Below are 22,560 nucleotides of genomic sequence, written 5' to 3' on the forward strand. Positions count from 1 at the left end.
TGGGCCCCTCATGGCGTCAAGCTGTGGCGACCAGCCGGATTCGATCAGGGCATTTTGTGAAACACAGGGGATTACCAATGAAGACTTTGAAGATCGTTGTCGGTCTGTCGCTTCTGGCTGGCCTCGCCGCCTGCGAGAACAGCAAGGGCCTCTATTCCAGCGGCGACTACTACAACGCCTTCGGCCGCGGCTACTACCAGCCCTACCAGGATGGCAGCACCTTCCACTATCACCACTCCTACTACGCCAAGGCGAACACCGTCCCCGAAGTCGGCGAGTAAACCCCAGGGCTTACTCTAGCTGCGTTTCCGGTTGCGCTCGGCCCGCTTCTTGGTGCGGGCCGAGCCGCTTTGCTTGGGCGCTTCGTGCCTGACCGCTGCGAGCTGGTCGATATGCTCGGCGGCAGCCTCCATATCTTCATCTTCCAGCGCGTCCTGGGCCTTCTCGGCCAGCGCCTTGTAGCGTTGCTGAATCCTCTGGAGATCCTTGTCCTCGAGGTCCTCCAGGTTCATCAGCGTGTTGTGAGCGCCATCGAGCGCGAAGATGATCTCATCCAGCTTCAAATGCATCGCGGTTGAGTCCCGGTTCTGCGTGTTCTGAATCAGGAACACCATCAGGAACGTGACGATGGTCGTGCTGGTGTTGATGATCAGCTGCCAGGTATCGCTGAAGCCGAAGACCGGCCCACTGACGGCCCAGCCGACGATGATCAGGACCGCCGCCACGAAGGTAAACGGATGTCCCGCGGCCCTCGCGGTATGATTGGCGAAGCAGGTAAACAGGGACTGGCGATGGTTCTTGGACGATTGTTGCTTTCGATTGCTCACGGCACGCCTGTCAGGTTCATGCGGGCTCGGGTTGCCGCAGGCAGATAACCCCCAGGTCGGGCCGGAGTTTCGTGTCTCTAAAAGTCCAGAGCCTCGCCTTCCTTGGTGTCTTCCACGGTCAGGATCTGGCCGACTGAATCGTCGCCCACAGCCAGCGGCAGCATCGCGAACTCGGCAACCCCGCTCCGGCCGTCGGCATAGGCCCAATGGTCGAGCCCGAAAATGGGCTCGGCTCGCGCCCGGACATCCCGATAACAGCCGAGATAGAAATCGCGGTTGGCGAAGTTCTGGGCGTCGAGGAAGGTGCCGGTGAAGTCTCCGCCGGCATTGGCCACGACTTCGGTGCCGACCAGGCGGTAGCGGAAACGGTCTTCGACCACCTCGACGATGATCAGGCAGGAGAGGACGTCGGCCAGGTCGACCGGGTCGATGGCGGCGCGCTGCGGGATCCGTCCGCCGACCGCCTTGCTGCGCCAGTAGTCGTAGATGCGCTGGATCCGCGCCGATCGCACCTCGCCGGGCCCGGCATAGCGCCTCGGATCGAATCTCATGCGGTCTGCTTAGCCACGGCCGAACTCTCGACGGTTGCCGCCGCGGTGACAGGCTGCGGCGCCGCCGAGAAGAGCACGCGGGCGATGGTCCCGGTCGGATGGTTGCGCTCCAGGGACAGCGTGCCGCCCAGGAGCCGTGCATAGCGGGCGGCGATCGAAAGCCCCAGGCCCACGCCTTGCTTGGCGCCGCCGCGCGACAGCACGTTCTCGCTGATGTTGAAGAGATCGCCGACCGTGCGCAGGAACTTGTCGGACAGGCCGGGGCCGCAATCCACGATGCGTAGCATCAGCTCGCGGTCGTCGCCGGTGAGATGCACTGAGACAGAAGTCCCGTTCGGCGCGGCCTTGATGGCGTTCCGCAGCAATTCGTCGGCGATCGCGCGAAACGCCTTTTCGTCGCCGGACCAGGCGTCCGGCGCCTGACAGCATTCCGAAGTCAGCTCGACGCCGCGGCGCGCGGCGGCGTCCTTGAGCGTGTCGATCACGTGGCTGATGGACTCGCGCGGCTGGAAGCTCTGGTTCTGGATCGAACGCTGTCCGGAATCCAGTGCGACGAAAGTGAGGATGCGGTCGACATTCCGCAGCATCATGCGGCCGGCATCATGGGCATAGCCGGAATATTCCGTGACCTTGTTGTAGCTGTGGGCCGCGGCCTCGGCCTGGATCAGCTCGGTGAAGCCGAGCACGGCGTTGAGCGGGGTGCGGAACTCGTGGTTCATATTGGAGATGAAGCTGTCCTTGGCGCGATTGGCCTGCTCGGCGCGCTGCAGCGCTGCCGCATAGTCGCTGCCCAGGCGCTCCAGCCGCACCGCCTGCTCCTCGAGCAGGCGGTTGGTTTCCTCGAGTTCCGCTTCATGCGCAATCAGCGCCTCGTTGCTGCGGCGAAGCTTTCGCTTCGAGGCCATCAGCAGTTCCCGCGAATGGCACAGCGATCCGGCCAGCAGCACGGCGCCGACCACGAAGTTGAGCGTGAATGAGGCAATCGAGTAGTGCATCAGGAACGGCGTGCCGACGAACATCCATCGCACCAGCGCCATGGCGCCCCGCAATGCGAAGATTCCGAAGGCGAAGGCGCCGATCATCGGCAGGCGCCGAAGCAACCAGCCGGTCCAGAAATAGAGCGCCGCCGTAACCGTGCCGATGAAGGCTAAGCCCCATTCCGCGTCCTGCAGCCGGATCCCGATACTGATGGCGATGATGACGGCCGCGCTGACCGAGATCGCGCGCCACGGCACCTTGCGACCGGCGAAGGCGAGGTTGCCCATGATCATGAGCGCAACGAAGGTCCAGAACAGCAGGGTGGCTGCATAACCGGCCCCGGCCGCGCCGGTCGCGATCCGGAGCGTGACGCAGCCGATGCCCAGCGCGTAGGACAGCATCGCGCCGGTCCAGGCGAGATCGAAGAAGCGCCTTCCGTCCAGGAACCACTTGAATCCGAAGACGAGCCCGATCGAGCCGGTGCTGATCGCACCGAAGGAAAAGACCAGGATATCGGGACTCATGTCATCCCGCCTGAAGGGCGGGGGCGAGCGCGACGATGCCGAGCGATGGTCAAATCTAACACCCCTTGCGACCGCAACTGATCCACCCGGGACGGCCGCGCCCTCCAGGCTATGGCACAGACCTTAAGTGGGACTTAACGCCTACTGTTGTTTTAATAGTGCAAATCAGCGGCTTAGGAGCGTGAAACGGGCCAGGAAGCCATCGCGGCGGCGCACGACATCCATGCAGGGATTCCGCATACGGCGCTGGACGGCTTGGCTTAAATAAGAACCCGACGGTTTCAAAAGCCGTCGCGCGGCGCCAGAATCCCGGGTAACCCCTTGAACGCCACCAATTTCTATCCGCGCCCCGCCGGCATGGCCCCGCGCGAGGTCCGCCAGATCCTGCTCGGCGTGCTGCTCACCATGTTCCTGGCGGCCCTGGACCAGACCATCGTCGCCCCGGCGTTGCCAACCATTGCCCGCGATCTCCACGGCTTCGACTCGGTCTCCTGGGTGGTGACCGCCTATCTGCTCTCCGCCACCGCCACGACGCCCATTCTGGGCAAGCTCAGCGACCTCTACGGCCGGCGCAGCGTGATGATCATCAGCGTCGCGGTCTTCCTGGTGGGATCGGTCGCCTGCGCGCTCGCGCCCAGCATGTTCCTGCTGATCTGTGCCCGCGCGATCCAGGGGGCGGGCGGCGGCGCGCTGCTGTCGCTCGCCAACACCATCGTGGCCGACGTGGTCTCGCCGCGGGAGCGGGGGCGCTACCAGGGCTATTTCGCCAGCATGTTCGCGATCGCCGGGATCATGGGACCGGTGCTCGGCGGCTTCTTCGCCGAGTACATCAGTTGGACCATGATCTTCTGGATCAACCTGCCGATCGGGCTTTTGGCGATCTGGATTGCGCGCCGTGCGCTGGCGCATCTGCCGGCGAAGGGTGTTTCGCATCACATCGACTATCTCGGCTCCGCCTTGATGGCCACGGCGACGGTCAGCTTGCTGCTGGCACTGACCTGGGGCGGGCATCGCTTTGGCTGGCTCTCCGCGCCGATTCTTGGGCTGGTGCTGTTTTCGGCCGTGCTCTATGCGCTGTTCCTGCGCCAGCAGAGCACGGCGCGGGAACCGGTCCTGCCTTTGAGCCTGTTCGCCAATCCAGTCATTCGCATGACCTCGATGCTCGGCTTCACCATCATGGTGATCAATGTCGGCGCCACGGTCTACGTGCCGCTCTATCTCGAGTTCGTGCGCGGCATGAACGCCTATGATTCAGGCCTGGTGCTGATCGCGCTGATGGTTGGCGTGGTCGGCGGGGCGCTGATCACCGGGCAATACATGCGCTTCACCGGCCGTTACAAGCTGCCGCCGCTCATCGGCGTTGCCGCCGCGGCGATCGGGTTGTTCTATCTCGCCTATGGTTCGGCAGCACGGACCAATGTCGAGATCGTCATCGTGCTGACCGTGACCGGCATCGGCCTGGGCACCGCATTCCCGGCGATGATGGTGGCGACCCAGAACGCGGCGCATGGCGGCAATCTCGGCATCGCCACGGCCAACCACACCTTCTTCCGCTCGCTGGGCGGTGCGGCCGGTGTCGCCTTCCTCGGCGCGATCATCTTCAGCGTCCTGGCCTCGCATATCGATATCGAGCGCGGCGCGGACCTCAATGACATCCTGCGACCCGGGCCGGTCCTCAATGCCGTGCAGCCCTATCTTGGCCATGCCTTCTCGGCCTTCTTCGCGGCGGCGGGCGCGGTGGCGGTGCTTTCGGCGATCGGCTTCCTGTTCATGAAGGAAGTGCCGCTGCGCCAGAATGCCGGCCACGAGACGCCCGCGGAGTAGGAACGCCCCGGGTCTCCCCTTAGGCCTCCCCAGGAACCTCGGGCGTGCTATACACAGCCACCGTCAGGGACCAACCGAGACCAGGAAATGGCCGTCTTTTCATCACTCGCCGAAGCCGTCGCCGCCAATATCAAGGACGGCGACACCGTCGCCTTCGAAGGTTTCACCCATCTCATCCCCTTCGCCGCGGTCCATGAGACCATCCGGCAGCAGCGTCGCGATCTCCATCTCGTGCGCATGACGCCGGACCTCATTTACGACCAGCTGATCGGCATGGGCTGCGCGCGCAAGATGACCTTCTCCTGGGGCGGCAATCCTGGGGTCGGCTCGATCTACCGCTTCCGCGATGCCGTGATGAACGGCTGGCCGCGCCCGCTGGAACTGGACGAGCACAGTCACGCCGCGCTCGCCAATGCCTATGAGGCCGGGGCAGCGGGCCTGCCTTGCGCAATCTTCCGCGGCTATCGCGGCGCCGAGCTGGCGGCGGTCAACCCCAACATCAAGTCGATCACCTGTCCCTTCACCGGCGAGAAGCTGGCCGCCATCCCGTCGATCCGCGCCGACTGCGCCGTGATCCATGCCCAGAAGGCCGACCGCAGAGGCAACGTCCTGATCGAAGGCATCCTCGGCGTGCAGAAGGAAGCCGTGCTCGGCGCCAAGCGCGCCATCGCCACCGTGGAAGAGGTGGTCGAGGTTTTCGGGCCGCTCAGCCCGAACGCCTGCATCCTGCCGAGCTGGACCCTGAGCGCCGTGGTCGCGGTGCCCGGCGGCGCGCATCCGTCCTATGCCCATGGCTACTACAAGCGCGACAACGCCTACTACAAGGCCTGGGACGAGATCAGCAAGGAGCGCGACGTGTTCCTGAAATGGATGGAAGAGAATGTGCTGCGGCAGGGGCCGGACGTTTTCAAGCGCCATGCCGGGAAGGCGGCCTGATCATGACCGACTACACGCCCAATGAGATGATGACCATCGCGGCCGCCCGCGCGCTGCGCAACGAGGATGTCTGCTTCGTCGGCATCGGCCTGCCGAGTGCGGCTTGCAATCTCGCGCGGCTCAGCCATGCGCCGGACATCACGCTGATCTATGAGTCCGGCACCATTGCCACCAAGCCGGACGTGCTGCCGCTGTCGATCGGCGACGGCGAGCTGTGCGAGACGGCGCTGGGGACCGTATCGGTGCCGGAGATGTTCCGCTACTGGCTGCAGGGTGGGCGCATCACCCGTGGCTTCCTGGGCGCCGCCCAGCTCGACAAGTTCGCCAACATCAACTCCACCGTCATCGGCTCCTATCACAAACCGAGCGTGCGGTTGCCGGGTGGCGGCGGCGCGCCGGAGATCGCCACCTCCTGCGGCGAGATCTTCGTCGTCATGGCGCAGTCAAAGCGGAGCTTCGTCGAGAAGGTCGATTTCATCACCTCGCTCGGCCATGGCAAGGGCGGCGACGACCGGCAGAAAAATCATGGTGTCACGACCAAAGGACCGACCAAGGTGATCACTGATCTTTGCGTGATGGAGCCGGATCCGGTCTCCAAGGAGCTGACCGTGATCGGCCTGCATCCGGGGGTGACACGGGAGGCCGTCGTGGAGGCCACGGGCTGGGCGGTGAAGTTCGCGACGAGCCTCGTGGAGACACTGGCGCCGGCCGCCGACGAGTTGAGGGTGCTGCGCGCGCTACATGCGCGGACCAAGGCGGCGCATGCGCCGAAGCAGGCCGCGCAATGACCCGCTCGGTGTTTCTCTGCGACGCCGTTCGCACGCCGATCGGCCGATTCGGCGGCGCGCTCGCCTATGTCCGTACCGACGATCTCGCCACGGTGCCCCTGAAGGCGCTGCAGGCGCGTAACCCGACGGTCGACTGGAGCCGTCTCGACGAGGTCTATTTCGGCTGCGCCAACCAGGCTGGCGAGGACAACCGCAATGTCGCGCGCATGGCGCTGCTGCTGGCCGGCCTGCCGGACAGCGTTCCGGGGACCACGATCAACCGGCTCTGCGCCTCGGGCCTCGATGCGGTGGGTTCCGCGGCGCGGGCGATCCGCGCCGGCGAGATCGATTTCGCCATCGCCGGCGGGGTCGAGAGCATGAGCCGCGCGCCCCTGGTGATGGCGAAGGCCGAGACCGCGTTCCAGCGTTCGGCCGAGGTCCATGACACCACGATCGGCTGGCGCTTCATCAATCCGCTGATGAAGGCGCAGTACGGCGTCGATTCCATGCCGGAGACCGGCGAGAACGTCGCCGAGCAGTTCCAGGTGGCCCGCGCCGACCAGGACGCCTTCGCCTTTCGCAGCCAGCAGCGCGCCGGCCAGGCCGCCGCCTTCCTCGCCGCGGAGATTGTGGCCGTGGAAGCCAAGGACGCGCGCGGCAAGCCGGTCACCGTCATGGTGGACGAGCATCCGCGCGCCGACACCACACTCGAAGGCCTGGCCAAGCTGAAGACTCCGTTCCGAAACCCCGGCACGGTGACGGCGGGCAATGCATCCGGCGTCAATGACGGCGCGGTTGCGATGATCCTGGCATCGGAAGAGGCGGTGAAGGCGCATGGCCTGAAGCCGCGCGCCCGCATCCTCGGCATGGCGACGGCCGGCGTGCCGCCGCGGATCATGGGCATCGGCCCGGTGCCGGCGACGCGGAAGCTGCTGGAGCGCCTCGGCCTGGAGATCGGCGACTTCGACGCGATCGAGATCAACGAGGCTTTCGCCGCGCAGGTGGTCGCCTGCCTGCGCCAGCTCGGCCTGCCCGACGACGCGCCGCAGGTGAACCCGAACGGCGGCGCCATCGCGCTCGGCCATCCGCTGGGCATGAGCGGCGCCCGGATCGCGATGACCGCGGCGCACCAGCTGGAGAAGACCGGCGGCAAGCGCGCGCTGGCGACGCTCTGCGTCGGCGTGGGGCAGGGCGTGACCCTGGCGATGGAGCGGGTCTAGACCCGGTCCTGCGGATCGTCGAACAGGATGCGATGGGCGGCGCCGTCCATGTCGTCGTACTGGCCGGACCGGAGCGCCCAGAGGAAGGCGGCGAGGCCGAGACCGCCCATGCAAAGCGCGATCGGAATCAGGAACAGCAGGATGTTCATGGCAGCTTCGCCCCCTTTGATTCAAAGCGCCCGAGCCGGAGTGCGTTGAGGGTGACGATGATCGACGAGCTCGACATCGCCACGGCGGCGATGAGCGGGGTCACGAAGCCGAGGATCGCCAGCGGCACCGCGGCGAGATTGTAGACCAGCGCGATCCCCAAATTCTGCCGGACCAGACTATCGGTCCGTTTGGCCAGCCGCAAGGTCAGCGGGATTGCCTCCAGCTTGTCGCCCTGGAACACGACGTCGGCGGCGCTCTGGGTGATCTCGGTGCCGCTCGCCGGCGCCATCGATACATGGGCGCCGGCCAGGGCGGCCGCGTCGTTGATGCCGTCGCCGATCATCAGCACCTTGCGGCCTTCCTTCGCCAGCGCTTCCAGCCGGGCCGCCTTGTCGATCGGCGAGAGCCTCGACGCATAGGTGTCGATGCCGAGCTGGCGTGCCAGGCTTTCGACCGGGGCGGCGCGATCGCCCGAGAGCATCTCCATCTGCAACCCGAGCGCCTTCAACCGTGCAATCACCGCTTCGGCGTCGGGTCGCAGCCGGTCGGAGAACTGGAAACGCTGCTTGGCGCCGTCTGGACCGGCCAGCCACAGAACCTGGTCGGTGGCCGCATCTTCCGGCTGTCCGGTGAAGGCGCAGCTGCCGAGCTTCCAGCCGTTCCATTCCAGGCCGGCGCCCGGATGTTCTTGCACGCCGGTCAGCACCGTGGCCTCGGGTGCGGCGCGGGAGAGCGCGCGCGCCAGGGGATGGCGGCTGTTGGCGGCGATGCCGGCGGCGATATTGAGCATCTGTGGATCGGCACCGGGCTTCAGTTCCAAGCGGCCGAGGGTGAGCGTCCCGGTCTTGTCGAAGACCACGGTGTCGATCCCGGTCAGGCGCTCCAACGCATCGGCGCTCTTCAGCAGGATGCCGGAACGCATCAGCCGTTGGCTGGCCACCACCTGCACCACCGGCACAGCGAGCGCGAGGGCGCAGGGGCAGGTGATGATCAGCACCGCCACCGCGATCATCAGCGCCTCGGTCCAGGGGAGGCCGCCGCCGGCCCACCAGCCGAGGAACGTCGTCAGGGCCACCAGATGCACGACCGGCGCATAGCGCCGCGCCACCCGGTCGGCGATACGGGTGAAGCGGCCCTTGCGCGATTCCGCGGCCTCCATCAGCCGCACCATGTCGGCGAGCAGGGTGGAATCGCCGACCGCATTGACCAGAATCTTGAGTGGGCCGGTGAGATTGAGCGTGCCGGCGAACAGGCGGTCCCCGGGATTGCAGCGTTGCGGCGCGCTTTCGCCGGTGATGGCGGAAACGTCGAGATCGCTGCTGCCGGTGGTGATCGTGCCGTCGGCCGGCGCGCGTCCGCCGGGCGCGATCAGAACCGTCATGCCGGGGCGAAGCTGCGAGGGCGACAGGCTGTGCTGGCGGCCATCGGGCTCGACCACGGTCGCCGCCACGGCATTCAAAGCAAGCAGCCGGGCGGCGGTTGCGTGCGCCTGGCCCCGGGCGCGGCGATCGAGCGCGCGACCGATCAGCAGGAAGAAGAGCAGAGTGACTGCGGAATCGAAATACGCATGCTCGCCGCCGCGGAAAGTCTCGAACAGGGAGATCGACGGAGCGAGGATGATCGCCAGGCTGATCGGCACGTCCATATTGGTGCGCCGGGCCTTGAGCGCGGCCAGGGCCGAGCGGAAGAACGGCCGTCCGGCATAGGCGATCGCCGGGATGGCGACCAACGCCGAGATCCAGTGCAGCAGGTCGCGGGTGCCGGGATCGGCACCGGACCAGACCGAGACCGACATCAGCATGATGTTGCCGGCAGCAAAGCCGGCGACGGCCATCGCGGTCAGCAACGCTTTGCTCTCCGCATCGGCTTCGGAGGCGAGGCGCTCGGGATCGCAGGGCACCAGCTTGTAGCCGAGCCGGGTCACCAGCTGGACCAGGCCTTCGGGATCGGTCTCGCTGTCCTTCCAGCGCAAGGTCAGGCGCCGGGTGGAGAGGGCGACGCGCGCCGAGACGACGCCTGGCTGCTGCAGCAGGGTCTGCTCGATCAGCCAGACGCAGGCGCCGCATTGCAGCCCCTCGATCATCAGGGCGATCTCCTTCTCGCCGGGCGCCACGTCGCGGCTCCAGGCCGAGAGGTCGATCTCGGTTTCGATCTCGTCCGGGCGGGTCGGCGGCTGGGAAGGATCGGCCACGCGCTGCTGGTAGTAGCGCGAAAGGCCGAGCGACTGCACCAGCGCATAGGCACCTGCGCAGCCATGGCAGCAGAAGTCGCCTTTGCCGCGGAACGCCGCCCCGCAATGCTTGCAAGGACGGTCAGCCGCAATGCCGCAGACGTCGAGCGTCTCCGCGAATTGCGGCAGGGCGTTCACTTCACGAAGATCCGCTGCACCACCTGCCAGTCGGTCGTGCCGTCGAGCGCCGAGAGCCGGAGCTCCCAGCTTCCGTTGGCCGGCAGGATCACGTCGGCGCCGTAGATCCCGGCACCCTCGGACCGCAGCGTCAGCCGCTGGTCGAACGCCGTGCTCACCGGGCGAACCAGATGCGCCGCGACCGTCAGGCCCTGGACCGGCCGGCCGGCCTTGTCGGTGATAGTGACCGCGAGATGCCGGCCACCGGTCGCCGGCGTGACGGTGGTCTTCGCGGTCCAGCCCAAAGCCGCGCTGGCCGCAGCCTCTTTCAGGATCGCGTTGTACTCGATGCCTTGCTGATAGGCCTTGGTGGTGTCGAGGCCGCTGAACGTGCTCTGGGCGAAGAAGATCATCACCCCGTTGACCACGACCACGCCCAGCATCAGGAGCACCATCAGCGTGGGGATCCAAAGCGAGCGGCGCTGCGGCCGTGCGTTCTGCGTCAGGTCAGTCATGGTCGCGCTCCGGGCCGCTGAAGATGGCGCCATGATGGCTCTCCTCGCCGGTGCTGATGTTGGTCGCGTTGATCTTGATGTCGGTCTGCTTGCGCTTCAGGCTTTCGCGCGGTGCCTTCACCAGCAGGCGGAAGGTGCCGACGCTGTCTCCGGCGACCTTCACCGACTGCGGGTCGGCGCCGATGATCTTGATCGAAAGCCCCTCGATCCCCTCCACCGTAACCCGGTATTCCATGGGTTGCGGATTCTTGTTGGAGATCTTCAGAGTGAAGCCGTCCTGGATCTCGCCGTCGCCGAGCTTGACGAAGAGCGGCGAGCGGTCGGCCTGCACCGTGACGTCCATGGTGGCGCGGGTCGAAAGCGAAAACAGCATGCCGGCCGTGACCAGGACCAGTCCGATGGCATAGATGATCGTCCGGGTGCGGACGAACTTGAACTTGGCCGGCTTGCCGGCGGCACGCGCGGCGCTGTTGGAGAGCGAATCATAGGTGATGAGCTCGAGTGGGCGGTTGAGTTTGCCCATGATCGAATTGCAGGCATCGACGCACAGGCCGCAGCCGATGCAGGCGAGCTGCGGGCCGTTGCGGATATCGACGCCGGTCGGGCAGACGTTGAAGCAGAGGTTGCAGTCGACGCAGTCGCCGAGCTTCTCGGTCTCCTTGGCCTTCTTCTTGCCTCGGGGTTCGCCGCGCCAGGCCTCGTAGGTGACGATCAGGCTGTGCTCGTCGAGCATTGCGCCCTGGAAGCGCGGCCAGGGGCACATGTAGATGCAGACCTGCTCGCGCGCCCAGCCGGCCAGCAGATAGGTCGTGGCGGTGAAGAGGCCGATGAAGCCGACCTGGGTCAGGGTGGCTTTGAAGGTGAACAGGTCGCGGACCAGCGTCGGCGCATCGTTGAAATACATCACCCAGGCGCCGCCGGTCGCCGCCGCGATCGCCAGCCAGGCCGCATGCTTGCTGATCTTCAGCCAGGCTTTGCGCAGGGAAAAGGGCTCCTGGTCCAGCTTCATGCGAGCATTGCGATCCCCTTCGATCCAGCGCTCGACCTGCATGAAGAGGTCGGTCCAGACCGTCTGCGGGCAGGTGAAGCCGCACCAGACCCGACCCAGCAGCGAGGTTGCCAGGAACAGGCCGATCGCGCCGAGGATGAGCAAGCCGGCGAGGTAGTAGACCTCCTGGGGCCAGATCTCGATCCAGAAGAAATAGGCGCGCCGGTTCGGCATGTCGACCAGCAGCGCCTGGTCGGGGCGGCCGAGGCCGCGGTCCCAGCGCAACCAGGGCGCCAGGTAATAGATCCCCAGCAGCAGGCCGAGCGCGCTCCATTTGATGACACGGAAGCGGCCCCAGATGCGTTGGGGGTAGATCTTGACGTGTTCGGCGTAGAGCGAAGCGTTGGTCACGGTCTGCTCTGGCTTGATGGCCTGGTGTTGCATTCTATCATCACTTCACCCCCTCTCCGCGGAGAGGGGGTGTTGTTCGTTTCCGATTACTGGCCGCCGCCGAGTGAATGGACGTAGACGGCCAGCATCTTGATCTGCGCGTCGCTCAACCGGCCCTGCCAGGCCGGCATCACGCCATGCCGCGGTTTGTTGACCTGCGCGGTGATGGTCTTGGCGTCGCCGCCGTAGAGCCAGATCGAGTCGGTGAGGTTCGGGGCGCCGAGCTCGAGATTGCCCTTGCCCTGCTCGCCGTGGCAGGCGGCGCAGTTGTCGGCAAAGACCGTCTTTCCGCGCTCCGCCGCCGTCGCATCGGCCTTTTCGCCGCTCAGCGACATGACGAAGGCGGTCACGTCGGCAATCTGCTCCGGCGTCAGCACGCCATCGGCGCCGAAGTTCGGCATGATGTTGCTGCGCGTCGCCTCATCGGTCGTCGCGCGGATGCCGTGGCGGATGGTCTGCTCGATCTGCGCCAGGTCGCCGCCCCAGAGCCAGTCGTCGTCGGCCAGGACCGGATAGGCCGGCCGGCCGGCGCCGCCGGGCGCGTGGCAGGCGGCGCAGTTCTCATTGAACACCGCCTTGCCGCCGCTCATGGCGAAGTTCAGCAACTCGGCATCGCCATTGATCTGCTCGGCCGAGGAGGCGCTGATCTTGTCGATCCAGACCTTCTGCGCCTCGGCCGCCTCGGCCGCCTGATGGGCATAGTCCGCGCGCTGGTCGTAGCCGAGGATGCCCTTGGTATAGCCGGAGAAGCCGGGGATCGCCGGATAGAGCACCCACCACAGCACCGAGAAGGCGATGCAGGCGTAGAGCACGGTCAGCCACCATTTGGGCAGCGGGTTGTTCAGCTCCTGGATGCCGTCCCAGGAATGGCCGGTGGTCGGCTTGCCGGTCAGTTCGTCCTTGTTGATGTCGGTCATATCAGGCTCCCGAGCCTCTGTGCTCGTCCCGTTCATTCTTGAAGGGGATCTTCGCGCACTCGGCGAAGTGCTCCCGGTTCTTCGGGCGGAAGGCGTAGAAGGCGATGCCGAGGAACACCAGCATCAGCCACGCCGCCCAGAACTGCTTGGCGACTTCGGAGATCTCGAGCCAGGTCATTGTGCCTCTCCTTCGGCCTTGTTGGCGTATTCCGGGCGATAGGTCGTGAAGTCGACCATCCTGCCCAGCACCTGCAGATACGCGACCAGTGCATCCATTTCGGTCAGCTTCGCGGGATCGCCGTCGAAATCGCCGGTCGCCGCTTTCGGATAGCGGGCGAGCAGGCCAGCCGTGTCGGCATCCGGCGTCGCCTGCGCGGCGAGGTCGGCGGCGGCGTTCTCGATCTCCTCGTCGGTATAGGGCACGCCGACGATGCGCAGCGTCTTCAGGTGGTCGGCGATGTTCGACGGGTCCACCTGGCGCCGCGAGAGATGCGGGTAGGGCGGCATGATCGACTCCGGCACGACCGAGCGCGGGTCGATGAGATGCGCGACCTGCCAGTCGTTGGAGTACTTGCCGCCGACCCGGGCCAGATCGGGGCCGGTGCGCTTGGAGCCCCATTGGAACGGATGGTCGTACATGCTCTCGGCGGCCAGGCTGTAATGGCCGTAGCGCTCGACCTCGTCGCGGAACGGACGGATCTGCTGGCTATGGCAGAGATAGCAGCCCTCGCGGATGTAGACGTTGCGTCCGACCAGCTCGAGCGGCGAGTAGGGGCGTACCCCCTCCACCTTCTCGATGGTCTCGCCGATCGTGAACAGCGGCACGATCTCGACGAGGCCACCGATCGCGACCGTGACGATGATCCCGAGCAGCAGCAGGATCGAGTTGGTTTCGAACTTCTCTTGCTTGATGAGTGCCATTGGAATTGCTCCGGTCACGCGGTGGCGGTGACGGCGGCACCGAGCTTGGTCTCGGTCCGGACGTCGCCGCGCGCCGTGCGCCACATGTTGTAGACCATCACCAGCGCGCCTGAGAGGAACAGGACGCCGGCCAGGGCACGGACGATGTAGTAGGGGTGCATCGCCGCCACAGTCTCGACGAAGGAGAACTGCAGGAAGCCGAGATCGTCATAGGCGCGCCACATCAGGCCCTGCATGATGCCGCTGATCCACATCGGCGTGATGTAGAGAACGATGCCGATGGTGGCCAGCCAGAAGTGCCACTCGATCAGGCGGATCGAGTAGACGCGCGTGGCGTTCCAGAGCTTGGGGACCAGGTAGTAGACGGCGCCGAAGCTGACGAAGGCGACCCAGCCCAGCGCACCCGAGTGCACGTGGCCGATGGTCCAGTCGGTGTAGTGGCTGAGCGAGTTGACCGAGCGGATCGACATCACCGGGCCTTCGAAGGTCGACATGCCGTAGAAGCCGACCGAGGTGACCAGGAAGCGCAACACCGGATCGGTGCGGAGCTTGTCCCAGGCGCCGGAGAGCGTCATCAGCCCGTTGATCATGCCGCCCCAGGAGGGCATCCACAGCATCACCGAGAAGGTCATGCCGAGGAACTGCGTCCATTCCGGCAGCGCGGTGTAGTGCAGATGGTGCGGGCCGGCCCAGATGTAGAGGAAGATCAGCGACCAGAAGTGCACGACCGAGAGGCGATAGGAGTAGACCGGCCGCTCGGCCTGCTTGGGCACGAAGTAGTACATGATGCCGAGGAAGCCGGCGGTCAGGAAGAAGCCGACCGCGTTATGGCCGTACCACCATTGCAGCATCGCGTCCTGGACGCCGGAGAACAGTGAATAGCTCTTGGTGCCGAGGAGAGAGACCGGGACCGACATGTTGTTGCCGAGATGCAACACGGCCACGGTGACGATGAAGGCAAGGTAGAACCAGTTCGCCACATAAATATGCGGCTCCTTCCGCTTGATCAGCGTGCCCAGGAAGACCAGCAGATAGGTCACCCAGACGATGGTCAGCCAGAGGTCGGTGTACCACTCGGGCTCGGCATACTCGCGGCCCTCGGTGATGCCGAGCACGTAGCCGCTGGCGGCCAGCACGATGAAGAGCTGATAGCCCCAAAACAGGAACTCGGCCAGGCCGTCGCCGCCGAACAGGCGGGCCCTGCAGGTGCGCTGCACGACATAGAGGCTGGTCGCGAACAGCGCGTTGCCGCCGAAGGCGAAGACCGCCGCCGAAGTGTGGACCGGCCGCAGGCGGCCGAACGTGGTCCATTCCAGGCCGAGGTTGAAGATCGGAAAGGCGAGCTGCAGCGCAATCACCACGCCGACCAGGAAGGCGACCACCCCCCAGAACAACGTGGCGATAGTGAATTGCCGAACGACCCGTTCGTTATACGGGCTGCCGGCAGCAGCGAGTGCTGTGGCGGACATCAGTGGCCCCCTTTAGGCGCAGTAGCAAGCGTGATGAAGCGGAACACGACCAGGATCGCGAAGACGAAGAGCAGCAAGCCGAACAGCGAAAACGCCGCATCATGTGCGCGCGCGCTGATGGCGAGGCCGATCAAGCCGATGATGGCGAGCACGCCGCCGCCGATGAATTTCCCCGTGTTCATTTTCCTTCTCCAACGAGATCGCGATAGGCATGCCAGCTGGCATGGCCGATCAGCGGCAGGGTGACGATGAGGCCGAGGCAGCCGGTGATGAGACCGGCGCCGGTGAAGAGCACGATCAGCGCACCCCAGCCGAACAGGACGCGCCAATTGGCGACGCTGACGGCGATCGAGGTGGCGATCGCCTGCGCGGTGCCGACGTCGCGGTCGAGCAGCAGGGGAAACGAGACGACGCCGATCGCAAAGCAGACCGCGGCGAGCACGCCGCCGACCGCGCTTCCGGCGATCAGGAAGACCAGCCCGTCGGTCGTGGTCAGGATGGTGAGGACGAAGCTTTCCCACTCGACCGGTTGCGGGCCGAAGAACAGGGCGTAGATCAGCATCGCGATACGCATCCAGAAGATCTGGAGCAGCATCATGACCAGGCCCAGGGTGAAGAGCGGGCCCGGGCGCTTGGACCAGGCGGTGGCGATGTCGTGGAAGCGGATCGGCGCGCCCATCTCCAGGCGCCGGCTGATCTCGTAGAAGGCGATGCCGAGGAACGGCGCCACGAACATGAAGCCCGAGGCCAGCGGGAAGGAATAGGCGAGGTAGTCCTGCTGCCAGAGGCCGTAGATGATGACGACACTGATCGCGGCGATGATCACCCCGAAGGTCAGACTGACCTCGGGCGCGCGCGACAGGTCCTGCCAGCCCCGGCGCAGCCAGCCCCAGGGCATCTCGACGTCAACGCGGTTGATCGGCAGGACCAGTCCGGCATACTCGGCATCGAGCGCCGGACCGATCAGCTTCTCCCCCATGGCCTAACCTCATGCGACAGCGTGATTCGAGCTTGAGGGTAGGAGCGGACGGCCGGTCCGTCGTTGACTTGAGTCAATTCCGTCAGCCTGCGGACGACGCAGAATACGACAGACAGACTGTCGCAGCCCGGCCGCGTCCTTCCCCTCGGGGACAGGAGAATACCGGCCTGCCGATACGGAAAGTGGGACTTTGGACTCGATTGCCATCATCGCCGCCCATTGCCAGGTGGCTCTCCGCGACAACGCGCCGCTGATTCTGGCTTTGTTCATGGCGGGGCTGGTGGGGAGCGCCGGGCATTGTGCCGGCATGTGCGGTCCCTTCGTGCTGGCCCAGGTAGGGGCAAGGGCGGGGCTCAGCCGGGTCGCCGGCGCGACGCTGCTGCCCTATCATCTCGGCCGGGCCACGACCTATATCGCTCTCGGCACGCTCCTCGCGGCCCCGATTGGGCTGCTGAGCCGGCTGGATGAACTGCGCTGGATCCCCGCTTTGCTGCTGGCCGGTGCCGCCGGCCTGTTTCTGTTCCAGGCCCTGCGCGGCTTTGGCGCGATCGGCGCACCCGCGCCGGGCTTCCTCAAACACGCGCGCGGCTTGTTCGCCCGGCCCCTCGGCATGCGCGGCTATGCGCTCGGGGCGCTGCTCGGTTTTCTCCCCTGCGGCCTCCTCTATGCGGCGCTCGGTGCCGCCGCCGCCACCGCGGATCCGATCGCCGCGGCGATGGGCATGCTGGGTTTCGTGCTCGGCACCATGCCGATGCTGATCGCCATCGGATGGCTCGGCCACGGCGCCGCCGCGCATTGGCGCGAGCTTGCGCGCAAGGCTATGCCGGTGATCGCCGCGGTCAATGCTGTGGTTCTGCTGGCGATGGCTTGGCAGGTTGCCGGAATCGCCTAATTTTTGCAGGCCTGACAAGAGGTTGAGGGCCATTGCCACGGCCTGGGATTTCGCGCATTCTCCGGCGCAAATTCGCGAATCCTTAACAAACCTTAATGATGAACGCTGACCTTGCTACCGATCTCGGCGCAAGCCTGATCGCCAATCTGGAAAAGTCGATCGGCCGCGCGACCGACGCGCTCTTGGCGCGCCAGCATGACGACGGCCATTGGGCCTTCGAGCTGGAAGCCGATGCGACGATTCCGGCCGAATATGTCCTGCTGAAGCACTTCCTCGCCAGCTCCATCGATGAGATCGACACCGAGGTCGAGCGCAAGATCGTGCGCTACCTCAAATCGATTCAAGGCGAGCACGGCGGCTGGCCGCTTTATCACGGCGGCGCCTTCAACATCTCGGCCAGCGTGAAGGCCTATTACTGCCTGAAGATCTGCGGCGAGGACATCAACGCCGACACCATGCGCCGCGCCCGCGAGGCGATCCTCGACGCGGGCGGCGCCAAGACCTCGAACATCTTCACCCTGATCCAGCTCGCGCTCTACGGCCAGGTGCCGTGGCGCGCCGTGCCCGTCATGCCGATCGAACTCATCAACATGCCGACCTGGTTCCCGGTCCATCTGGACAAGGTGAGCTACTGGTCGCGCACGGTGATCGTGCCGCTGCTGGTGCTGATGACCAAGAAGCCGCGCGCCCGCAACCCGAAGCAGGTCGATATCCAGGAACTCTTCACCGTGCCGCCTGAGCAGGTGACGAACTGGTACAACATGAACCGCAAGGGCGCCTGGGCCAGCTTCTTCCGCGGCATCGACCGCGTGCTCCGGCGCACCGAATGGCTGTTCCCGAAGCGCGGCCGCGAGAAGGCGCTGAACCGGGCCGTCGCCTGGGTCACCGAGCGCCTCAACGGCGAGGACGGCCTCGGTGCCATCTACCCGGCGATGGCCAACAGCGTGATGATGTTCGACACTTTGGGCTATGCGAAGGATCATCCCGACCGCGCGATCGCCGAGAAGTCGATCGAGAAGCTGATGGTGATCGAGGAGGACCGCGCCTATTGCCAGCCCTGCCTCTCGCCGGTCTGGGATACCGGCCTCGCGGCGCACGCGCTGCTCGAGGTCGGCGGCGAGGCGGCCGAGCGGCTGAAGCCGTCGATGGAATGGCTGCGCCGGAACCAGATCAAGGACGTGGTCGGCGACTGGGCCTCGGCGCGGCCGAACGTGCGGCCGGGCGGCTGGGCCTTCCAATACGCCAACCCGCATTATCCTGATGTCGATGACACCGCCGTCGTGGTGATGGCGCTCGACCGCTTCAATCATGCGGAGAGCAAGGAAGCGATCGAACGCGGCGCCGAATGGGTGCTCGGCCTGCAGAGCAAGAACGGCGGATGGGGCGCCTTCGACGCCGACAACGAATACTATTACCTCAACCACATCCCCTTCGCCGATCACGGCGCGCTGCTGGATCCGCCGACCGCCGACGTCTCGGCGCGCTGCCTCGGCATGCTGGCTCAGCTCGGCTACAAGCTCAGCGATCCGCGCGTCAAAGCCGCGGTCGATTACCTCATTCGCGACCAGCAGGCGGACGGCAGCTGGTTCGGCCGCTGGGGCACCAACTATATCTACGGCACCTGGTCGGTGCTCACCGCATTGAACGCGATCGGCCTGCCGCACGATCACCCGGCGATGCGCAAGGCGGTCAAATGGCTGGAATCGAAACAGCGTCCCGACGGCGGTTGGGGCGAAAGCGGCGACAGCTACTGGGACGACAAGCCGCGCGGCGAAGGCCCGGTCTCGACGCCCTCGCAGACCGCCTGGGCTTTGCTCGGCCTGATGGCCGCGGGCGAGGTGGATTCAGCCGCGACCAAGCGGGGCATCCAGTTCATTTCGTCCACGCAGGCCGATGACGGCCTCTGGGACGAGCAGGAATTCACCGCGGTCGGCTTCCCGCGCGTCTTCTATCTGCGCTATCACGGCTATCGCGCCTTCTTCCCGCTCTGGGCCCTGGCGCGGTATCGGAATTTGAAGCAGGGCAACTCGACTCACGTCTTGCACGGACTCTAGCCCATGCTCGGCATCGTCACCGGCATGGCCAGTGAAGCGCGAATCTTCGGCGCCGATGCGCTGACGATCTCCGCCGGCGGCGATCAGGCTGCGACCCGCGCCGGCATCGCGACCTTGATCGCGAATGGCGCCGACCGGCTGGTCAGCTTCGGTATTGCCGGCGCGCTGGATCCGTCACTGAACCCCGGCGATCTCATCATCGGCGGCGCGGTGCGCACAGCGCAGGGCGACCGCATGCCGGTCGATCAGAGATGGCTGGTGCATCTGACGACCCATCTCGGCAACGCGCGGGTCGCCGACGTCTTCGGCAGCACGGCTATCGCCGCGGCCGCCGCGCAGAAGGCGGTGCTCTATCGCGACACCGGCGCCGCTTGCGTCGATCAGGAGAGTCATTGGGTGGCGGATGCGGCGCATGCCAACCACCTGCCGTTCATCGTCGTCCGCGCCATCGCCGATCGGGCAGGGGACAGCCTGCCGCCGGCCGTGCTGGTCGGCCTGGATTCACAGGGCAATCCGCGGACAGGTGCAGTCATCGGCGCCCTGCTGCGCGATCCCTCACAGCTTCCCGGATTGATCCGCGTCGCCCTGCAAACCCGCCGGGCGTTGCGAAGCCTACTCCGCGGCCGAGCGGCGCTGCTTCTCTAGCGCCTCTTTCTGGGCGTGGATGTCCTCGATCGCCTTCTCGACATGGCGCGAGAAGACGTATTCCGCCTTGCGCTGCTTATCGAGCGGAATGTCCGGCGCCATCTCGCCGGTGACGGCCACACCCTGACGCGAGACCTTGAGCGCCTTCAGCGGATGCTTGATCGCGTCGGCGACCGCGGTGCCTTCGAAGCCGGAGTGGACCATGCAATCGGCGCATTTCTCGTAGTTGCCGACGCCGTAGTCGTCCCACTTGGTGTCTTCCATCAGCTCCTTGAAGGTCTTCGCATAGCCTTCGCCGAGCAGGTAGCAGGGTCGCTGCCAACCGAACACGTTGCGGGTCGGGTTCGCCCACGGCGTGCAGTGATAGGTCTGGTTGCCGGCCAGGAAGTCGAGGAACAGCGACGACTGGCTGAACTCCCACTTCTTGCCGCCGTTGCCCTTGCCGAGGATGTCGCGGAACAGCTGCTTGGTCTTGCGGCGGTTCAGGAAGTGCTGCTGGTCCGGCGCGCGCTCATAGGCGTAGCCCGGCGAGACGGTGATGCCGTCGACGCCCATCGCCATCACGTCGTCGAAGAAGCTCGCCGCGCGATCGGCGCTGGTGCCGTCGAAGAAGGTGCAGTTGATGTTGCAGCGGAAGCCGGCCGCCTTGGCCAGCTTGATCGCCTCGACCGCCTTCTCGTAGACGCCGTCCTGGCAGACCGACTTGTCGTGCTCTTCCTTCGAGCCGTCGAGATGCACCGACCAGGTGAAGTAGGGGCTCGGCTTGTAAAGGTGCATCTTCTTCTCGAGCAGCAGCGCATTGGTGCAGAGATAGACGAAGCGCTTCTGCTTGATCAGCCCTTCGACGATCTCGGGCAGCTCCTTGTGCAGCAGCGGCTCGCCGCCGGCGATCGAGACCACCGGCGCGCCGCATTCCTCGGCGGCGGCGAGCGCATCCGCGACCGAGATGCGCTGGTTCAGGATCTCGGCCGGGTAGTCGATCTTGCCGCAGCCGGCGCAGGCGAGGTTGCAGCGGAACAGGGGCTCCAGCATGAGCACCAGCGGGTAGCGCTTCCGCCCCATCAGGTGCTGCTTCACGACATACGAGCCGACGCGAATGGCCTGCTGCAAGGGAACTGCCAAGTTACTCTCTCCTAGCTCAATCTCATTTCATGCTCACGCCGGGGCGCCCGATTACTGGGCTGCTCCGACATGCCGTTCTTCCCCGTCCGATAGCTCCGGCGGCAGGCGGAAGCGCACGTTCTCCGCCACGCCGTTCATCATCTCGAGCTCGACGCCATGGAGCTGGCGCAAGCGCTCTACCACGTCCTGGACCAGGATGTCCGGCGCCGAAGCACCGGCTGTGACGCCGATCGCTTTGGCACTGGTCAGCCATTCCGGCTTCAGCTGGTCGGCATTCTCGATCAGGTAGCTTGCAACGCCGAGTTCCTCGGCGATCTCCTTCAGGCGATTGGAGTTCGACGAGTTGGGCGCGCCAATCACCAGGATCAAGTCCACTTCCTGCGCGAGTTCCCTGACAGCCTTCTGACGATTCTGGGTCGCGTAGCAGATATCCTTGGTGTCCGGACCGACGATCTTGGGAAAACGCTGCCGCAACGCATCGATCACGTCCTTGGTGTCGTCCACGCTCAAGGTCGTCTGGGTAACGAAGGCCAGCTGCTCCGGGTTCGCCACGCTGAGCGTCGCCACGTCTTCCGGCGCCGAAATCAGATGCACGCCGCCGGGCACCTGGCCCATCGTGCCCTCGACCTCGGGATGGCCGGCATGGCCGATCAGGATCACCTCGCGGCCCTGGGAGGCGTAGCGGCGCCCTTCGGTATGGACCTTCGAGACCAATGGGCAGGTGGCGTCGACCACCATCAGGCCGCGCTCGCGCGCCGCGCCCTCGACCGCCTTGGAGACTCCGTGGGCGCTGAAGATCGCGATCTTGCCCTCGGGAATCTCGTCCAGCTCCTCGACGAAGATGGCGCCCTTGGCGCGCAGGCTTTCGACCACGTGCCGGTTGTGCACGATCTCGTGCCGCACGTAGACCGGGGGGCCGAATTTCTCGATCGCCCGCTCGACGATCTCAATCGCCCGTTCGACGCCCGCGCAGAAGCCGCGCGGCTGGGCCAAAACCACTCGCATCATTCAATCCGTCCGATCGCCCAGTCGTTCATTCGTGGGTGACTTCCATTCGCGGGTAGCGACGCTCCCCCCAGGGCTTGCTTGAGGGTGGTGGTTGGAGTGTCCCTGGAGATTTCCCCAGCGCCGTAGTCAACGAAACCCAAAAACCTGTCGCAGACCTGCCTCGCCGCTGTGGAGGCAAATACACAAAGGTCTGCTTCGCCCGGGGAACCCGCAGCCCCTTGTGTAGGTTCCTGGACAGGCTGTCGTCTTACACAAAATCGACATGACTGCCTATCCCGAATCACCTACCGTTGCTGCAATGCAACAGATTTTGCATTTCGCGCCTTAAATACACCACTAAATTAGTCAAGTATTCGTGAGACCTAAGGGCGAAAGACAAGTTCCGCACTGGCGTTTATCCTGCCCTTGACCTATAAGCCCGCGATTCTTCGGGGAAACGGCAAACCCCAGGAGAGCCTCCCCGAGTCGGATAAAAG

General features: G+C 65.5%; 23 protein-coding genes. 8 read left to right on the plus strand and 15 right to left on the minus strand.

Annotated features, from left to right (window positions below; translation table 11 throughout):
• The first annotated feature begins 77 nt into the window (after positions 1-77).
• Positions 78-281, plus strand: coding sequence for a hypothetical protein (locus ACYQ4T_RS21440; RefSeq protein WP_395020757.1), 204 nt, complete (start codon positions 78-80; stop codon positions 279-281).
• A gap of 15 nt (positions 282-296) precedes the next feature.
• On the opposite strand, the gene ACYQ4T_RS21445 is transcribed toward ACYQ4T_RS21440, so the two are convergent.
• The 3 genes from ACYQ4T_RS21445 to ACYQ4T_RS21455 form a co-directional block, all read right to left on the minus strand.
• The gene (locus ACYQ4T_RS21445) at positions 297-827 is read right to left on the minus strand and encodes a low affinity iron permease family protein (protein ID WP_459858609.1); all 531 of its coding nucleotides are present in this window, start codon (positions 825-827) and stop codon (positions 297-299) included.
• A gap of 77 nt (positions 828-904) precedes the next feature.
• The gene (locus ACYQ4T_RS21450) at positions 905-1,378 is read right to left on the minus strand and encodes a PAS domain-containing protein (protein ID WP_459858611.1); all 474 of its coding nucleotides are present in this window, start codon (positions 1,376-1,378) and stop codon (positions 905-907) included.
• On the minus strand, positions 1,375-2,880 hold the full coding sequence (locus ACYQ4T_RS21455; RefSeq protein ID WP_459858613.1) for a sensor histidine kinase: 1,506 nt from the start codon (positions 2,878-2,880) through the stop codon (positions 1,375-1,377). The genes ACYQ4T_RS21450 and ACYQ4T_RS21455 overlap by 4 nt, the downstream gene beginning before the upstream one ends.
• A gap of 321 nt (positions 2,881-3,201) precedes the next feature.
• On the opposite strand from ACYQ4T_RS21455, the gene ACYQ4T_RS21460 reads away from it, so the two are divergent.
• From ACYQ4T_RS21460 to pcaF, 4 genes are all read left to right on the plus strand, one after another.
• The gene (locus tag ACYQ4T_RS21460) at positions 3,202-4,704 is read left to right on the plus strand and encodes an MDR family MFS transporter (RefSeq protein ID WP_459858614.1); all 1,503 of its coding nucleotides are present in this window, start codon (positions 3,202-3,204) and stop codon (positions 4,702-4,704) included.
• An 87-nt stretch (positions 4,705-4,791) separates the two neighbouring features.
• On the plus strand, positions 4,792-5,640 hold the full coding sequence (locus ACYQ4T_RS21465; RefSeq protein WP_459858615.1) for a CoA transferase subunit A: 849 nt from the start codon (positions 4,792-4,794) through the stop codon (positions 5,638-5,640).
• Between the two features lie 2 nt (positions 5,641-5,642).
• On the plus strand, positions 5,643-6,428 hold the full coding sequence (locus ACYQ4T_RS21470; protein ID WP_459858617.1) for a CoA-transferase subunit beta: 786 nt from the start codon (positions 5,643-5,645) through the stop codon (positions 6,426-6,428).
• Entirely contained in the window at positions 6,425-7,627 is a 1,203-nt protein-coding gene (pcaF, locus tag ACYQ4T_RS21475) for a 3-oxoadipyl-CoA thiolase (protein ID WP_459858619.1), read from the plus strand. Before ACYQ4T_RS21470 ends, pcaF begins: the two co-directional genes overlap by 4 nt.
• On the opposite strand, the gene ccoS is transcribed toward pcaF, so the two are convergent.
• The 10 genes from ccoS to ACYQ4T_RS21525 are packed head-to-tail and all read right to left on the minus strand — an operon-like array spanning position 7,624 to position 16,363.
• Positions 7,624-7,776 (minus strand): cbb3-type cytochrome oxidase assembly protein CcoS, encoded by a 153-nt coding sequence (gene ccoS, locus ACYQ4T_RS21480; RefSeq protein WP_459858621.1) that lies wholly within the window; start codon positions 7,774-7,776, stop codon positions 7,624-7,626. The genes pcaF and ccoS overlap by 4 nt on opposite strands.
• Positions 7,773-10,145, minus strand: a complete 2,373-nt coding sequence (locus ACYQ4T_RS21485) for a heavy metal translocating P-type ATPase (protein WP_459858623.1) — start codon at positions 10,143-10,145, stop codon at positions 7,773-7,775. Before ACYQ4T_RS21485 ends, ccoS begins: the two co-directional genes overlap by 4 nt.
• A complete protein-coding gene (locus tag ACYQ4T_RS21490) occupies positions 10,142-10,639 on the minus strand; it encodes a FixH family protein (protein WP_459858624.1) in 498 nt (165 codons plus the stop codon). Before ACYQ4T_RS21490 ends, ACYQ4T_RS21485 begins: the two co-directional genes overlap by 4 nt.
• The gene (ccoG, locus tag ACYQ4T_RS21495) at positions 10,632-12,071 is read right to left on the minus strand and encodes a cytochrome c oxidase accessory protein CcoG (RefSeq protein WP_459858626.1); all 1,440 of its coding nucleotides are present in this window, start codon (positions 12,069-12,071) and stop codon (positions 10,632-10,634) included. The genes ACYQ4T_RS21490 and ccoG overlap by 8 nt, the downstream gene beginning before the upstream one ends.
• Before the next feature lie 53 nt (positions 12,072-12,124).
• Positions 12,125-12,994: a cytochrome-c oxidase, cbb3-type subunit III gene (ccoP, locus tag ACYQ4T_RS21500; protein WP_459858628.1), complete on the minus strand. Its 870-nt coding sequence runs from the start codon at positions 12,992-12,994 to the stop codon at positions 12,125-12,127.
• A 1-nt stretch (position 12,995) separates the two neighbouring features.
• Complete coding sequence (locus tag ACYQ4T_RS21505) at positions 12,996-13,172, minus strand: cbb3-type cytochrome oxidase subunit 3 (protein ID WP_459858629.1); 177 nt, start codon at positions 13,170-13,172, stop codon at positions 12,996-12,998.
• Positions 13,169-13,915, minus strand: coding sequence for a cytochrome-c oxidase, cbb3-type subunit II (gene ccoO, locus ACYQ4T_RS21510; RefSeq protein WP_459858630.1), 747 nt, complete (start codon positions 13,913-13,915; stop codon positions 13,169-13,171). Before ccoO ends, ACYQ4T_RS21505 begins: the two co-directional genes overlap by 4 nt.
• Positions 13,916-13,929: 14 nt before the next feature.
• Positions 13,930-15,384 (minus strand): cytochrome-c oxidase, cbb3-type subunit I, encoded by a 1,455-nt coding sequence (gene ccoN, locus ACYQ4T_RS21515; protein WP_459858631.1) that lies wholly within the window; start codon positions 15,382-15,384, stop codon positions 13,930-13,932.
• Positions 15,384-15,566 carry a hypothetical protein gene (locus ACYQ4T_RS21520; RefSeq protein WP_459858632.1) on the minus strand — a complete coding sequence of 61 codons (183 nt, stop codon included), beginning with the start codon at positions 15,564-15,566 and terminating at the stop codon, positions 15,384-15,386. The genes ccoN and ACYQ4T_RS21520 overlap by 1 nt, the downstream gene beginning before the upstream one ends.
• Positions 15,563-16,363 carry a DUF2189 domain-containing protein gene (locus ACYQ4T_RS21525; RefSeq protein ID WP_459858633.1) on the minus strand — a complete coding sequence of 267 codons (801 nt, stop codon included), beginning with the start codon at positions 16,361-16,363 and terminating at the stop codon, positions 15,563-15,565. Before ACYQ4T_RS21525 ends, ACYQ4T_RS21520 begins: the two co-directional genes overlap by 4 nt.
• A gap of 190 nt (positions 16,364-16,553) precedes the next feature.
• Here ACYQ4T_RS21525 and ACYQ4T_RS21530 point away from each other — a divergent pair, with 190 nt between their 5' ends.
• From ACYQ4T_RS21530 to ACYQ4T_RS21540, 3 genes are all read left to right on the plus strand, one after another.
• Positions 16,554-17,255 carry a sulfite exporter TauE/SafE family protein gene (locus tag ACYQ4T_RS21530; protein WP_459858634.1) on the plus strand — a complete coding sequence of 234 codons (702 nt, stop codon included), beginning with the start codon at positions 16,554-16,556 and terminating at the stop codon, positions 17,253-17,255.
• 95 nt (positions 17,256-17,350) lie between these two features.
• Entirely contained in the window at positions 17,351-19,309 is a 1,959-nt protein-coding gene (shc, locus tag ACYQ4T_RS21535) for a squalene--hopene cyclase (RefSeq protein WP_459858635.1), read from the plus strand.
• A gap of 3 nt (positions 19,310-19,312) precedes the next feature.
• Positions 19,313-19,954, plus strand: a complete 642-nt coding sequence (locus ACYQ4T_RS21540) for a phosphorylase family protein (protein ID WP_459858636.1) — start codon at positions 19,313-19,315, stop codon at positions 19,952-19,954.
• On the opposite strand, the gene hpnH is transcribed toward ACYQ4T_RS21540, so the two are convergent.
• The gene (gene hpnH, locus ACYQ4T_RS21545; RefSeq protein ID WP_459858638.1) at positions 19,922-21,076 is read right to left on the minus strand and encodes an adenosyl-hopene transferase HpnH; all 1,155 of its coding nucleotides are present in this window, start codon (positions 21,074-21,076) and stop codon (positions 19,922-19,924) included. The two genes, ACYQ4T_RS21540 and hpnH, sit on opposite strands and share 33 nt — an antisense overlap.
• 51 nt (positions 21,077-21,127) lie before the next feature.
• Entirely contained in the window at positions 21,128-22,084 is a 957-nt protein-coding gene (gene ispH / locus ACYQ4T_RS21550) for a 4-hydroxy-3-methylbut-2-enyl diphosphate reductase (RefSeq protein ID WP_459858640.1), read from the minus strand.
• Between the last annotated feature and the right edge of the window lie 476 nt (positions 22,085-22,560).

This window comes from Dongia sp. agr-C8, assembly GCF_054658695.1.

What these genes read in the sequence shown, in the direction of transcription:
- ACYQ4T_RS21440 (WP_395020757.1), top strand. Translation starts at nt 78, where the DNA reads ATGAAGACTTTGAAGATCGTTGTCGGTCTGTCGCTTCTGGCTGGCCTC.
- ACYQ4T_RS21450 (WP_459858611.1), bottom strand. Translation starts at nt 1,378, where the DNA reads ATGAGATTCGATCCGAGGCGCTATGCCGGGCCCGGCGAGGTGCGATCG.
- ACYQ4T_RS21455 (WP_459858613.1), bottom strand. Translation starts at nt 2,880, where the DNA reads ATGAGTCCCGATATCCTGGTCTTTTCCTTCGGTGCGATCAGCACCGGC.
- ACYQ4T_RS21465 (WP_459858615.1), top strand. Translation starts at nt 4,792, where the DNA reads ATGGCCGTCTTTTCATCACTCGCCGAAGCCGTCGCCGCCAATATCAAG.
- ACYQ4T_RS21470 (WP_459858617.1), top strand. Translation starts at nt 5,643, where the DNA reads ATGACCGACTACACGCCCAATGAGATGATGACCATCGCGGCCGCCCGC.
- pcaF (WP_459858619.1), top strand. Translation starts at nt 6,425, where the DNA reads ATGACCCGCTCGGTGTTTCTCTGCGACGCCGTTCGCACGCCGATCGGC.
- ccoS (WP_459858621.1), bottom strand. Translation starts at nt 7,776, where the DNA reads ATGAACATCCTGCTGTTCCTGATTCCGATCGCGCTTTGCATGGGCGGT.
- ACYQ4T_RS21490 (WP_459858624.1), bottom strand. Translation starts at nt 10,639, where the DNA reads ATGACTGACCTGACGCAGAACGCACGGCCGCAGCGCCGCTCGCTTTGG.
- ccoG (WP_459858626.1), bottom strand. Translation starts at nt 12,071, where the DNA reads ATGCAACACCAGGCCATCAAGCCAGAGCAGACCGTGACCAACGCTTCG.
- ccoP (WP_459858628.1), bottom strand. Translation starts at nt 12,994, where the DNA reads ATGACCGACATCAACAAGGACGAACTGACCGGCAAGCCGACCACCGGC.
- ACYQ4T_RS21505 (WP_459858629.1), bottom strand. Translation starts at nt 13,172, where the DNA reads ATGACCTGGCTCGAGATCTCCGAAGTCGCCAAGCAGTTCTGGGCGGCG.
- ccoO (WP_459858630.1), bottom strand. Translation starts at nt 13,915, where the DNA reads ATGGCACTCATCAAGCAAGAGAAGTTCGAAACCAACTCGATCCTGCTG.
- ccoN (WP_459858631.1), bottom strand. Translation starts at nt 15,384, where the DNA reads ATGTCCGCCACAGCACTCGCTGCTGCCGGCAGCCCGTATAACGAACGG.
- ACYQ4T_RS21520 (WP_459858632.1), bottom strand. Translation starts at nt 15,566, where the DNA reads ATGAACACGGGGAAATTCATCGGCGGCGGCGTGCTCGCCATCATCGGC.
- ACYQ4T_RS21525 (WP_459858633.1), bottom strand. Translation starts at nt 16,363, where the DNA reads ATGGGGGAGAAGCTGATCGGTCCGGCGCTCGATGCCGAGTATGCCGGA.
- shc (WP_459858635.1), top strand. Translation starts at nt 17,351, where the DNA reads ATGATGAACGCTGACCTTGCTACCGATCTCGGCGCAAGCCTGATCGCC.
- ACYQ4T_RS21540 (WP_459858636.1), top strand. Translation starts at nt 19,313, where the DNA reads ATGCTCGGCATCGTCACCGGCATGGCCAGTGAAGCGCGAATCTTCGGC.
- ispH (WP_459858640.1), bottom strand. Translation starts at nt 22,084, where the DNA reads ATGATGCGAGTGGTTTTGGCCCAGCCGCGCGGCTTCTGCGCGGGCGTC.